Origin of the sequence: Psychrobacillus lasiicapitis, from assembly GCF_006861795.1 — a bacterium.
Taxonomy (GTDB): domain Bacteria; phylum Bacillota; class Bacilli; order Bacillales_A; family Planococcaceae; genus Psychrobacillus; species Psychrobacillus lasiicapitis.
In genome coordinates this window covers 68618-81439 of record NZ_VDGH01000005.1, presented here as the reverse complement: position 1 = coordinate 81439, position 12822 = coordinate 68618, and the positions used below count along the sequence as shown (strand labels likewise).

Below are 12822 nucleotides of genomic sequence, written 5' to 3'. Positions count from 1 at the left end.
AAAGGAGGAAGAGGAAAGTGGATGCCATACTTGAAACGATTGTCGGCTGGTTATGGGGATTACCACTTATTTTCACTGTTTTATTCGTCGGTTTATATTTCACGATAGGTAGCAAGCTATTTCAGTTCGGTTATTTACCACATATTTTTAAACAGACTTTTGGAAAAGTGTTTTCCAAAAGAGACAAATCAGAGGATTCAAAAGGAATATTAACACCATTTCAGGCAGTGAGTACAGCAATTGGAGGCAGTGTTGGTGTTGGAAATATCGGAGGTGTTGCAACTGCCATCGCAATTGGCGGGCCTGGAGCTGTATTTTGGATGTGGCTTACAGCGTTTCTAGGTATGATCACCAAAACCGTGGAAGTAACATTATCCGTTTACTATCGAAATACGGATGAACAAGGAAATCCATATGGCGGACCTACCTACTATATGGAAAAGGGGCTCGGTGAGGAAAAGAATTTTAAGTATTGGAAAGTGCCTGCAATTCTTTTTGGATTCGGAATTTTTACGACGTTTTTCATCACACTACAAAACTATACAATTTCCGAGGCATTAAGTTCCACATTTGATATTGGAATGATACCCGCTTCATTTATTTATTTAACGCTCATATATATCCTTATCTATGGTGGGATTAAACGGATTGGTGAAATAGCAAGTAGACTAGTTCCTTTTATGTGTATGTTTTATGTTTTAGCAGGATTATTTATTATTCTCAAAAATTACTCTGAAATTATTCCAGTATTCTCTTTAATTTTTGATAGTGCATTTTCTGGGATGGCAGCTGTTGGAGGTTTCACTGGAGCAGTTATTGCCCAAGTAATTCGTATGGGGGTAGCACGGGCTGTGTATAGCAATGAGGCTGGCTGGGGAACTTCTCCAATGATTCATTCTACTGCTAAAACGACTCACCCTATTAAACAAGGAATGTGGGGAGCTGTCGAAGTTTTTGTTGATACAATAATCGTCTGCTCTATTACTGCTTTTACAATTATTATCACTGGCGTTTGGTCATCCGGCTTAGATGGTGCAGCATTAACATTATCTGCATTTGAAATAGGTATTGGGGAAATCGGGCGCTACATTATAACGGTCTCCATCTTTCTATTTGGTCTTACAACTTCTACTGGATGGTATACGTACTATGAGATTTTGCTAAGGCATTTGTTTAAAAATGAAAAGAAAATTACGTTAAAATATAAAATACTTGCTTTATTCAAGTGGCTATATCCGATCCCCGGCTTGTTAATGGTAGTTTATGCAGTTATGTATAATCTTCCTGGAAAAGCAGTTTGGTATTTTGCGGATATTACAACAGCCATTCCCACATTCATTAACTTAGTCGTGATTTTAATACTGAGTAAAAAGTTCTTTGAATTACTTCGAGACTATAAAGCAAGGTATTTAAATATAGGCACCATTGATCCGAATTTTAGTGTATTTTATGAAGAAAAAGGGAAGAATCGTAAAGATAAGTAGAGGCTTCATTTATTAATTAGGAATAGTAAGATTCAATTTCTGTAGGATCTCGTTCAAGCTTGGAAAAAGTTTGAATGAGATCTTTTATATTTTCATAAGGTTTATGCCACTAAAACTCAGTCCAAAAATCATTTGTTTATCATTTTACTTAGAAGGGGAACCCTTTTAATAGGAGGGATACAGATGATAGCCATTACACATATAGGTTTGTCCGTGCCAGATATCGAAGAAGCGATTAAATGGTACGAAGAAATTTTGGAATTTAAGTTAATAGCAGGTCCTTATTCTTTTAATGCAGAAGAAGAAAACAAGTATAATATGACCAATGATTTACTTGGTGACCATATTATGAAAATGAGAAATGCACATATGATAGCGGGTAATCAAGTAGGAATCGAGCTGTTTGAATTTCAAGAACCTCGAATGAAAAACAGAGAAGCAAAAGAATATGAAGGCTTCTTTCATATTTGTCTATTAACAGAGAATATTGAACAACTTGCTGAAAAAATAGAAAATTCGGGTGGTAAAAGACGTAGCGATATATGGAATGTCTGGAAAGGCAAGCCTTATTATTTAGTATACTGCGAAGATCCTTATGGGAATATAATTGAACTTTATAATCATAGTACGGAAACTATGTATGCCAACAAAGATTGAATTTCTATGTTTACTTCTATTTTGGCTGGGAATATAAAGAGTAAGCTTGATTTCAAGCTGATAAAAATTTAGAGGAGGAATTTAGTAATGGCTAATAAGCAAAACAATCGCAACAAAAACAGCAACCAAAATATGACTGTCGAAGAAGCGGGACGTAAAGGCGGAGAAGCTACCTCTAAGAATCATGGTCGCGAATTTTACGAGGAGATAGGTCGTAAAGGCGGAGAGGCACGTAGTAAACAACGTGACAATAATAAAGACAAAAATTAAACAGTAAAATAAAATATTCCTTAAATAGGAGCAACACGAAAAAACACTCTTTTGTCATGAAAAAATGACGAAAGAGTGTTTTTTCTTTGAAGCATGTAAAAATCTCTCCATAAATTTTTCTCGAAATGAAGAGATATTTTGGAAAGTCTTTGAATAGATTAAGAAATAGCCAATTTTCCTTATTTGTTTTGGCCATTTTTTAATAAGAGATCGGGGGTTTTTAGTTGAAGGGAAAAGTTGCAGTAATGACAGAGCCGGAACAGATGATTTTTGAAGAGTATGAATTACCGAAGGCGGCAAAAGATTCCATTCTAGTCCGTGTCAGAAGGACGAATGTTTGTGGATCGGAATTGCATATTTGGAAAGGGTTACATCCTACGAAAAAATCCGGCGTTATGGGGCATGAAATGGTGGGTGAAATTGTTGAGCTAGGTGAGGGTGTTACTACTGATTATGCAGGACAACCTGTTAGTGTAGGTGATCGTATTGCAGCAGCTTATTTTTTAACTTGTAAAAGATGTAAACACTGTTTACAGGGATATGCGAACTTATGTGAAAATGCATATGAATATTGGAGCAAAGAGGCGCATGAGTATCCACATTTTCATGGGTCATTTGCTACGCATTATTATATTCATCCCAATCAATACTTTTATAAAGTACCAGACAATGTTCCAGATGAAGTAGCAGCTGGTGCAAACTGTGCCCTGTCACAAGTATATTTTGGCATTGAAAAGTCAGGGCTAAAATATGGAGATACAGTCGTGATTCAAGGTGCTGGTGGACTTGGATTAAATGCTACGGCAGTTGCAAAAATGTTTGGGGCTAAAGTGATTGTTATTGATACAGTACCTAATCGTCTTGCCTTAGCAAAAAGATTCGGCGCTGACGAAATAATATCGATGGACAAGTATAAAACAGTTGAGGAACGTGTGGAAAAAATATTGTCGCTGACAAACGGAGTCGGTGCGGATGTTGTGATGGAACTTACAGGGGTTCCTGCAGCTCTAGCAGAAGGTATTCATCTCATTAAATCCGGTGGAAAATATATTTCTATTGGTAATATTTCACCTGGCAAATTAACTGAGTTTGATCCGGGATTAATGACAAGAAAGAATATTTCCATATTGGGTTTAATCCGTTATGAGCCTTGGTATTTATATAAATCGTTAAAGTTCTTAAGCTCGAATATTGACATATATCCATTTAGTGAGATTCTCGCTTGTGATTTCACCTTAGAGGATCTGACGAAAGCTCTAGATGCTTCCTTTAATCGTGGAGTGACGAGAGCATCTATTGAAATTGAACACGTTAATTGAAGTAAAGGATTTTTTCTCAATTAAATGAAGGAAATAAAAAATATTGGAGGAATATATAATGTGTAATTCTAAAAAAGTTTACGTGCTGGATACAGGTACAATGAAGATGGATAAAAACTATATGATTTCCATGCACAACCCTGCGAGTGTAGCTAATCCGAGTCCAAAAGCAGAATTTGTGGAGTTTCCGGTTTTCGCTGTATTAATCGACCATCCGGAAGGGAAGATTTTGTTTGATACAGGATGTAATCCGGAAGGTATGGGAGACGATGGGCGTTGGCCAGAAGGGATTCAGCAACTTTTCCCGGCGTTTCAAAATGAAGAATGTTATCTGATCAACCGATTAGAACAGTTAAAGGTACGTCCTGAAGATATTAAGTATGTAGTAGCTTCTCACTTGCATTTAGATCATGCTGGCTGTTTAGAGCTGTTTACAAATGCTGAAATTATCGTACATGATTCCGAATTACAAAATGTGATGAAGACATTTGCGATGACTCGTAATATGGGGGCTTATATATGGGGAGATGTTATGGCGTGGATTAAAAATGAGCTACGCTGGAAAACGATTAAACCAACTGAAAAAGAAGTGGACTTAGTGGAAGGGATTAAAATTATTAACTTTGGGCCTGGGCATGCATATGGCATGCTAGGGTTGCATATTGAATTGCCTGGTACTGGGAATTTATTATTAGCTTCAGACGCCTTGTATACGGCAGAAAGTTTAGGGCCACCGGTTAAACCACCAGGAATTCTCTATGATTCGGTTGGTTATAATTCCACAGTTGAACGGATTAGAAGCTTCGCACAAGAGAATAACTCGACCATTTGGTTTGGTCATGATGAAAAACAATTTAAAACATTGATTAAATCTACGGAGGGGTACTACGAATAATTATCTTATTTTAGGAGGTAGAGAACATATGCTAATAAACGGTTCTTTCATAGATTCAGAGGAGTTAATAGCAGGTGAAAGAGATGTAATTGATGTTCTAAATCCATACAATCAAGAAAAAATAGGACATATTTTCTGCGCTACTAGGGACGAAGTAGTCCAAGCAGTTGAAAATGCACATGAAGTGTTTCAGCATACGATGAAGAAAATGCCGGCGCATAGAAGAAGTCAAATCTTACGAAACACGGCAGATTTGTTAGAGTTAAGAAAAGAAGCATTTGCAGAGCTTTTAACATTAGAAGCAGGTAAACCCATCGTAGAAGCTCGAGGCGAAGTAGCTAGGGCGATTCAAGTTTTACACTTCGCTGCAGAGGGAGCGAAAAATCTTCACGGGGAGCAAATAGTGCTGGATAATGCAATCGGTGGCGAGCAACAATTTGGTTTTTCCAAGCGTGTTCCACTTGGAGTTGTCGCTGCAATAACGCCTTTTAATTTCCCATTAAATATGGCATTGCATAAAATTGCGCCTGCAATCGCAGCGGGAAATACAATTGTTATAAAGCCTGCGGAAAAAACACCATTTTCTACCGTTGCCTTATATAAATTATTTCTAGAGGCTGGGTTACCGTCTGGTGCGCTGAACATTATTCAAGGTCCAGGGCAGAATTTAGTAGAGCCACTTGTGACCCATCCACTTGTCAAAAAAGTAACTTTTACTGGTAGTGGAGCAGTGGGGTGGAAAATCCACGAGATGGCTAAAGGGAAAAAAGTGACACTTGAATTAGGCTCCAATGCGCCGAATATTATTTTTGATGATGCGAATATAGATAATGCCGTATCTTCCATACTAATGGGTGGCTTTACATTCGCGGGTCAAGCATGTGTTTCGGCACAACGTATTTTTGTTCATGAATCCGTTTATGACGAGTTTTTAAACAAGCTTACTGAAAAGGTATCTGCTTTGAGAATGGGAGATCCTAAAGAAGAATCGACTCAGTTAGGACCGATGATTACTGAAGAGGCGGCCAAAAAGGCAGAATTATGGATTCAAGAAGCTGTTGAAGCGGGAGCGGTTATTTGTACGGGTGGAACAAGAAACGGTACTTTCTTAGAACCAACGATTTTAGAAAACGTTGATTTGGAGATGAAGGTTGTTTGTCAGGAAGTTTTTGCTCCTATCATCGCTATAGTGCCATTTGATACGGAAGAAGAAGTCGTTAATTATGCGAACGATTCACGCTACGGGCTACAAGCAGGTGTATTTACAAATAATATTAATCTTGCAATGAGGGTAGCAGAATCCTTAGAAACAGGCGGAGTATGGATTAATGAAGCTTCTGTTAAACGATATGATCATATTCCATACGGTGGGGTAAAAGAAAGTGGTATCGGCAAAGAAGGAATTCATTATGCGATTGAAGAGATGACGGACCTTAAATTTATCGGAATGAAAATTTTATCCCGCATTAACGGGCAGTAAGATTCCTACTTCAAGATGTAAGAAAAGCGAAAAGATAAGTGGGAGATCAACTGCCCGTAAAAGCCCGATTGGTTCAACTAACAATCAGTGGGGGATGACGGGGACTAAAAGCGCGACATCCATGTCGCACCGTCCCCACTAGCACGTCCTGTGCGTCGAAAAACCCCCACTGATTGAAGTTTCACTTTATCATAAAGGAGTGAGTTTTATGAAAGTAAAATCTGCTATTTTACGTGAATCAGGTGCAGAGCGACCTTATGCATCTAGTAAACCCATTAAGATTGAGCAAGTAGATTTAGATTCTCCTGGAGCTGGAGAAGTATTAATACAAATAAAAGCCGCAAGCTTATGTCATTCCGATTTGTCCGTGATAAATGGTAGCAGACCACGCCCGCTTCCTATGGCGCTTGGTCATGAAGCAGCAGGAGTCGTGGTTGAAACGGGAGAAGGTGTAACAAACTTCCTGCCTGGTGACAAGGTTATTTGCGTATTTGTACCAAGCTGTGGTCAATGTATTCCTTGTGCAGAGGGCAGACCAGCGTTATGTGAACCTGGTGCACAATCGAATGGTGCTGGTACACTTCTCGGAGGGGGCATACGTATTCATAATGGCGAAGAGAGCATTGGACACCATGTTGGGGTTTCCGCCTTCTCGGAATATGCGGTGGTTGCGCAGAATTCCTTAGTTAAAGTAGATAGAGATTTGCCTTTTGAAAAAATGGCTTTATTTGGCTGTGCAGTAATAACTGGAGTAGGTGCTGTAGTAAACACGGCGGAAGTTACTTTAGGTAGTAAAGTGGCAGTTATAGGGCTTGGTGGTATTGGATTGAGCGCATTACTTGGCGCAATTGCAGCAGGAGCTAATGAGGTCATTGCGATTGATATTAATGAGAAAAAGCTGGAGCAAGCAAAAGAGCTTGGGGCTACTGCTATATTTAATTCGAATGATCCAGATGTTGTGGAGCAAGTACGCGCTTACACAAATGGAGGAGTAGACTATGCATTTGAAACAGCAGGAGTTGTTGCTGCTATGGAAGTTGCATACGGGGTAACAAAGCGCGGAGGAGTAACCACGACAACTGGATTACCCCATCCTGAACATAAATTTGCATTCCCTTATGTCACATTAACTGCTGAAGAACGTACGTTAAAGGGATCGTACGTAGGAAGCTGTGTTCCCAAAAGAGATATTCCAAATTATATCAACTTAATGGAACAAGGCAGACTACCAGTGGATCGACTTCTTTCCAATATAATTTCTTTAGAAGAGATCAATGAGGGATTTGACTTACTTGCTACAGGAGATGCCTCGCGTATTATTATTAAAATGGATTGAGTTAAAGAATATATACTCTTCATGCGTAGGGATGAGATTTTATTACATCCCTACGTTTTTTTTGTGTGAGAGTTTTTACTTATGAAATAAGATTAACTAACAACCGTGAATTAATAAAAACTACATGTTTAGCTTTATAGAAGCTGGGAATATAAAGAGTGAGCTTGATTATAAGCTTGATAAAAATCAAAAGGAGGAATTTAATAATGGCTAACAAGCAAAACAATCGCAACAGAAACAATGATGAAAAAATGACTGTCGAAGAAGCGGGACGTAAAGGCGGAGAAGCTACCTCCAGAAATCATGATCGTGAATTCTACGAAGAAATTGGAAGAAAAGGTGGAGAAGCTACTTCGGAAAACCATGACAGAGACTTTTACGAGGAAATCGGTCGTAAAGGCGGAGAAGCTACCTCAGAAAACCATGATCGAGACTTTTACGAAGAGATTGGCCGCAAGGGTGGAGAAGCTACTTCGGAAAACCATGACCGAGATTTTTATGAAGAAATTGGATCAAAAGGCGGAGAAGCGCGGAGTAATCAACGCGACAACGACAACAATGATAATGACGATGGCAAGATGAGTAGAGAAGAAGCCGGACGTAAAGGCGGAGAAGCACGGAGTAAACAACGCAATAACAAAGATGATAATGATTAAGTAATAGATTGATATAAAATACTACTTAATAAGTAAGAAAAAAGACACGCTTTAATCGAAAATCGATTGAAGCGTGTCTTTTCCTGTTTCTTCTCACTCTGAGTAACGTAAATTGACGTAAACTCAGTACGTCTTCATTGAAATAAAAATAATATTGTTATATATTTATTTCTGTTGAAAAAAATCATGAAATTTATCATATACTATAAAAAGGTTTTATATATCAGATGCGAGGAGAAGCAGATCAATAAATGAAAAATAAATACAATGAGAAATATATTCAACGTTTGATCAAATCCACTATGCAAGCTGTCGGAATGGACGTTGAATTGAAACAAGATAACTCTGGAATAAATATGAGTTATAATTTTATTGGTGATTATGTTGGATTTGACGTGGACCGTTTACTAGAAGCAAGCAAAGAGATGCAAACACCGATTTCTCTTGAATTATATATTAAAATAATTACTATGCATGAATTAGGTCATGCAATTGACCGTGATGCATTATTAAATACATTATCTCGGACACTCGAAATTTTTGATACAAAGAAAAGCCATTCATTATATGAGCTTTATAATAATATAGAATTACTTGCTATGCTTATTGAAGAACATGAGATGAATATCGTTTTTGAAGAGACAGCATGGGAAAATGCCCAGAACCTTAATAAGGAATTTCAAATGGTCGATGAGGAGATATTTGAAGCTGTCAAAGCTCATAGCCTTGAAACATATAAAAGCTTATATGAAGAAGATTTGCATTTATACGAGGAGCTTGTTGCTTTACAAAGTGTACAAATTGCATAGAAAATATATCGCCAACCGGATATTACATTTCTGGTTGGCTTTTTTGTATTTAAGAAATTTCTTCGAACTTGATTTAGTGAAACTGCGCGGTAGTGAGTTGAATGAAGTATCCGCTGGGATTTCGTCTTCAGGGCAGGCGCTTTCTGCGGGGGGAGCGATAAAGCCATCACCGACGCTACGCGTACGATGTGATGGCTTATCTGTCTCACTCATCCCGCAGGAGTCGCCGCCCTTCCGCTTCAATCCAATAAAGCAAACTACTTCCTTGATGTCACTAGCTATTAGGGAAATGTGAAATATTATGGAACAAAAGAAGATGTGATACCAATAACTAGTTGAAAAAGACGAGCCGAGCTTTATCCTAATAAACGAGCTACTTATTTGGTGATAGCCTTGTCTAATTTGGTTTGATTATTATGGAGTGGTAAACTTGATAAATTTATTATTTTGATACCTGCAGACACCAAGTTAGCAGCCCATCCATAATGATTGAAGCCATGCCGGCGGAAAGCGTCCGCCTGAAGCGAAAATCATCGTAAACTCCTAATAGGACACCTTACCTCACAGTTTTCTTATTACAGGCGACATTGGCACTTGTGCTGTTCTTATTAAAAAAATGTAGCCAAGCCTCGTGAATACCTCCTGCAAAATGCTTGGAAGCTCGGTAAAGAAGAGGATGGCTTGTCATATCGATTAGTTCTCGCTGGGCATTGCCTACGACGACAGAAGGGTAGCCGAGAGAGAGCATCTCTACATCATTTCCCGAATCTCCTGCTACAAGTACCTGAACTTCCTTATGAAAATAATTTTGAAGGGCATATAATAATGCTTCTCCTTTACCGCTATTCGGAGGAAGTATGTCCACATCGCGATTGGAACTGAAAATGAGCTTGTGAGGAATATTCTCTTCGCGTAATGCTTGTTCCAACTCGCTAACCATTTCCTCATTTTGATGGACAGTAAAGGAAATACGATTATCATTTGGGAGAACCTGTCTTTTGAGAAGAGGGAAATTCTCCGCAATTTGAATGATTTTTTGAGGATGCCAATCACTTTGCATCTTTTCTGTCCATAGCTTCTCTTCGTTTAAACTAGGAGAGGTATAGATAGCAGTCCCTACATCTGTAATTAGCATATCTGGTTGCGGTAAATTCTCCTCTGTTATTAAGGAAATGGCAGAGGCTAGATGCCTGCCTGTAATATAAATGATGGCTATATCAAGATTAGAATCCTTGTAGTAGCTTAGTAATGTTTGTAGAGCGGTGTTATCACCGACGAGTGTCCCGTCAAGATCAGTTGCCAAAACGAAAGTGTTTTCTTTCACCAATTACCACCTCATATAAACTATCCATCCGTTTGGCTAAAATGGACCAATTGAATTCTCGATTTGCATAAACAGCGGCACTTTTGCCGAGTTTTTTTGAATAATTTTTATTGGATATTACTGTTTTCATAGCATGCGCTAAATTATTTTCATTTCCTTTTTCAATATGCAATCCTGTAACTCGATTTTTTACTATATCTGTTAATCCACCTACTTTGGAGGCGATAACAGGACAGCCACAGGCTTGTGCCTCGGCAGCAACCATACCAAATGATTCATAAAAGGAAGGCACTACCACAGCAGTAGCGCTATTAAATATAGAGGCAAGCTGTTTTTGAGATTTTGCTCCTAAAAAATCTATTCTACCCTCTAGACCTCGAATGGCAGATTTTAACTTTTTATCCCTAGGTAATTTGTTGCGAAAGTCAACACAATTTGATTCACCGCCTGCAATAACAAGCTTTGTAGTTGGGTGAATATCGTATTTTTCTATGAGCAGACGGAAAGCATCTATTAATGTGTAAATTCCTTTTGTAGTTTGCAATCTTCCTGCAAATGCAAAGTAAGGATGCATGACTTCCTCTTTTTTTAAATGAAATGGACGAAAAGCACGATCAACCCCGATAGGAATTATCTTTATTGGAGAAGGATTTTCAACAAATTTATTTATCAAACTTTTTTCGCTTTTAGTTGTTGCAACAATATAATCAGCAGAACTTAATATCATTTTTTCTGTATAAAGTCTTAAAGGTTCCTCAATTCCCGTTGCTGATTCTTTTGCAATTCCTAATGAATGATTTGTATGAATCCAGGGTATATGATATACAGCCTTTAAAAAAGAGCCTAACAATCCTGATAGCCAATAGTGTGTGTGAATTAGATCATATGCTGAAATTGGTAAGATTGTCGTCATCTCTTCATAAAATGCTGGTAATAAATTATATAGTTCATTTTTAGGAACGAAGCTTCTATTTCCCGCTCCTATTCGGATAACTCGACAAGAATGGCCAAAGTTCTCTATAGGAGGGTCTAGTGGATTACTCCAATGTGTAACCACATCCACAGTGTTTCCTTCATTTTGGAGAGCTAAAGCGAGTTGTTTCACATAATTATTTTGCCCGCCAGCTTGTTCGCTGCCTAAGGGCGCCAATGGATCTCCGTGATCGGAGATAAATAAAATATTTTTATTCATTATACTGTTTCCCCTTTCCTATGTTTTGAAACTAGCAAATTAGGTTATTAAGTTATTAGATTACTATTCCCGAATTCTGAAAACTTAAACGTATTTTTATTTTGTTTTGTAGAATTAGGAAAAATAATGTTGTAAAAGGGGGTAAACCAATGGAATTGAAGACTAAGGGGACGTTTGATCCGTTAATAACATTTGCAAAAGTAACGGCAGCATTTTTCTTATCTAAGTTTTCTCTCAGCAAGCAGAAAAAAAGTATTGTTTTAGTCGGAGGGAACTTAGGGGAGAAGTACGAAGATAACGCATCTGTGTTTCATCGTTATTTAATAGAACATCATGGTGAAGAGATGGATATCTATTGGATGTATGATCCGAAAACATCTTATGTGAAAGAGCAACGTATCCCAAATGCTGTGGCTTTAGGAAGCTTTCGAAATTATTTGCTATTTTTTAAAGCAAATTATTCGATTCACGGTCATTCGATTGCTTATGACATTGCACCTTCCATCGACAAGTATATATTCTTGAACAAGAAAACGATCATGATCCATATTAGTCATGGAATTGAATGCTTTAAAAAGATTCTTATTCAAAAAGAAGACGTCCCGTTACTAGCTCGATGTAACTATTTCAACTGTGCATCCGAATATGAAAAAAATATAAAGCTTCATGAATGGGGAATTCCAGAAGAGAAGCTTATCGTGACAGGGATGGCAAGGTTCGACCGGTTTGGTCCAAACAGGCCTTCAAAAAAGGTAAAGCATATTCTGGTAATGTTCACCTGGAGAGAAACGTTATTCGATTTATCAGAGCAGGAATTTTTAGTGAGTGATTATTTTCAATCCACATTGAAAATCTTTCAAGATAAACGAATGGAAGCACTTATCTCTTCTGGACAGCTTCACCTTAAAGTAATGTTGCACCCTTTTATGAAGAAATTTGAACACCTTTTTAGAGATATTGATATTAGCGGAGGAGAAGTGGAGTTTTATAGCTTTGATGAAATATCTATCGGGAATGAGATTATAGAAGCAGATATGTTACTTACTGATTATTCTAGTATTTCATGGGATTTTTTATATATGAACAAGCCCATCATCTTTTTTACCTTTGACCAAGAGGAGTTTTTAAAAATGAGAGGTTCTTATCTAGATTTGGATAAAGACTTGTATGGGTATAAAGCCAATACAATAGATGAAGTGATAGAATTCATGACTCATATAACAGAGCATGATCATACAGAAAATCCCTTTTACACTATAGCTTCCAATTACATAGACTACTTCGACAGAAATAACTGTAAGAGACTTGCTGTGGAAATTTTCAGAAAAAAGTAAGCGGGATATAGTAAAAAGCCATAAACTGATATAGTATAATAAGTATATATTAAGACAAAGGTAGGC

The 12822-nt window shown here is 37.7% G+C and carries 12 protein-coding genes; 10 read left to right on the top strand and 2 right to left on the bottom strand.

Annotation, left to right across the window (positions count from 1 at the left end; translation table 11 throughout):
* Positions 1-17: 17 nt before the first annotated feature.
* The 9 genes from FG382_RS09555 to FG382_RS09515 all read left to right on the top strand — a co-directional run bounded on the left by FG382_RS09555 (position 18) and on the right by FG382_RS09515 (position 8906).
* Entirely contained in the window at positions 18-1484 is a 1467-nt protein-coding gene (locus FG382_RS09555; protein WP_142538681.1) for an alanine/glycine:cation symporter family protein, read from the top strand.
* 183 nt (positions 1485-1667) lie between these two features.
* Complete coding sequence (locus tag FG382_RS09550; RefSeq protein WP_142538680.1) at positions 1668-2141, top strand: VOC family protein; 474 nt, start codon at positions 1668-1670, stop codon at positions 2139-2141.
* Positions 2142-2228: 87 nt separating this feature from the next.
* The gene (locus FG382_RS09545) at positions 2229-2411 is read left to right on the top strand and encodes a KGG domain-containing protein (RefSeq protein WP_142538679.1); all 183 of its coding nucleotides are present in this window, start codon (positions 2229-2231) and stop codon (positions 2409-2411) included.
* A 224-nt stretch (positions 2412-2635) separates the two neighbouring features.
* Entirely contained in the window at positions 2636-3730 is a 1095-nt protein-coding gene (locus FG382_RS09540; RefSeq protein ID WP_229677399.1) for a zinc-binding dehydrogenase, read from the top strand.
* A gap of 58 nt (positions 3731-3788) precedes the next feature.
* Positions 3789-4625 carry an AhlS family quorum-quenching N-acyl homoserine lactonase gene (gene ahlS / locus FG382_RS09535; RefSeq protein WP_142538678.1) on the top strand — a complete coding sequence of 279 codons (837 nt, stop codon included), beginning with the start codon at positions 3789-3791 and terminating at the stop codon, positions 4623-4625.
* A 28-nt stretch (positions 4626-4653) separates the two neighbouring features.
* Positions 4654-6105: an aldehyde dehydrogenase family protein gene (locus FG382_RS09530; RefSeq protein WP_142538677.1), complete on the top strand. Its 1452-nt coding sequence runs from the start codon at positions 4654-4656 to the stop codon at positions 6103-6105.
* A 208-nt stretch (positions 6106-6313) separates the two neighbouring features.
* Positions 6314-7441 carry a zinc-dependent alcohol dehydrogenase family protein gene (locus FG382_RS09525; protein WP_142538676.1) on the top strand — a complete coding sequence of 376 codons (1128 nt, stop codon included), beginning with the start codon at positions 6314-6316 and terminating at the stop codon, positions 7439-7441.
* A 206-nt stretch (positions 7442-7647) separates the two neighbouring features.
* Positions 7648-8097, top strand: coding sequence for a KGG domain-containing protein (locus FG382_RS09520; protein ID WP_142538675.1), 450 nt, complete (start codon positions 7648-7650; stop codon positions 8095-8097).
* 251 nt (positions 8098-8348) lie between these two features.
* The gene (locus FG382_RS09515; protein ID WP_142538674.1) at positions 8349-8906 is read left to right on the top strand and encodes an integrase; all 558 of its coding nucleotides are present in this window, start codon (positions 8349-8351) and stop codon (positions 8904-8906) included.
* Between the two features lie 556 nt (positions 8907-9462).
* Here FG382_RS09515 and FG382_RS09510 read toward each other — a convergent pair.
* Both FG382_RS09510 and FG382_RS09505 read right to left on the bottom strand, forming a co-directional pair.
* Complete coding sequence (locus tag FG382_RS09510; protein WP_142538673.1) at positions 9463-10230, bottom strand: HAD-IIB family hydrolase; 768 nt, start codon at positions 10228-10230, stop codon at positions 9463-9465.
* Positions 10199-11422, bottom strand: a complete 1224-nt coding sequence (locus FG382_RS09505; RefSeq protein ID WP_142538672.1) for a glycosyltransferase — start codon at positions 11420-11422, stop codon at positions 10199-10201. The genes FG382_RS09510 and FG382_RS09505 overlap by 32 nt, the downstream gene beginning before the upstream one ends.
* 149 nt (positions 11423-11571) lie before the next feature.
* Here FG382_RS09505 and FG382_RS09500 point away from each other — a divergent pair, with 149 nt between their 5' ends.
* Entirely contained in the window at positions 11572-12756 is a 1185-nt protein-coding gene (locus FG382_RS09500) for a CDP-glycerol glycerophosphotransferase family protein (RefSeq protein ID WP_142538671.1), read from the top strand.
* Positions 12757-12822 lie beyond the last annotated feature (66 nt).